The organism is Streptacidiphilus pinicola (assembly GCF_003258295.1).
In the GTDB taxonomy this organism is placed as follows: Bacteria; Actinomycetota; Actinomycetes; order Streptomycetales; family Streptomycetaceae; genus Streptacidiphilus; species Streptacidiphilus pinicola.
On sequence record NZ_QKYN01000149.1, the window covers coordinates 1 to 331 of the forward strand.

Consider the following 331-nt stretch of genomic DNA (forward strand, 5'->3'; position numbering starts at 1 on the left):
GCGGCGGCGTCCCGACCCCACCGGTCACGCGGCGGTGAGCACCAGCGCGGCGTTGTGCCCCCCGAAGCCCAGCGAGGTGCTGGCCGCGACGCTCATCCGGCAGGACCGCGCGCTCCCGGTGACCACGTCGATGTCGACGTCGATCGCCGGATCCACCGACTGCACGTTGGCGGTGGGAGGGATCGCGCCGTGGTGCAGCGCCAGAGCCGTGTAAGCGGCCTCCACCGCTCCGGCCGCCGCCAGGGTGTGCCCGGTGACGCCCTTGGTGGAGGTGATCGCGGGCCGGTCGCCGAGCACCGAGTGCAGCGCCCGGGCCTCGGTGAGGTCGTTC

Annotated in this window: 1 pseudogene; it reads right to left on the reverse strand. The window is 74.6% G+C overall.

The annotated features are described in order from the left end of the window. Window positions 1-24 precede the first annotated feature (24 nt). Window positions 25-331: pseudogene (locus DN069_RS42010) on the reverse strand (3-oxoacyl-ACP synthase); the annotation flags it as partial.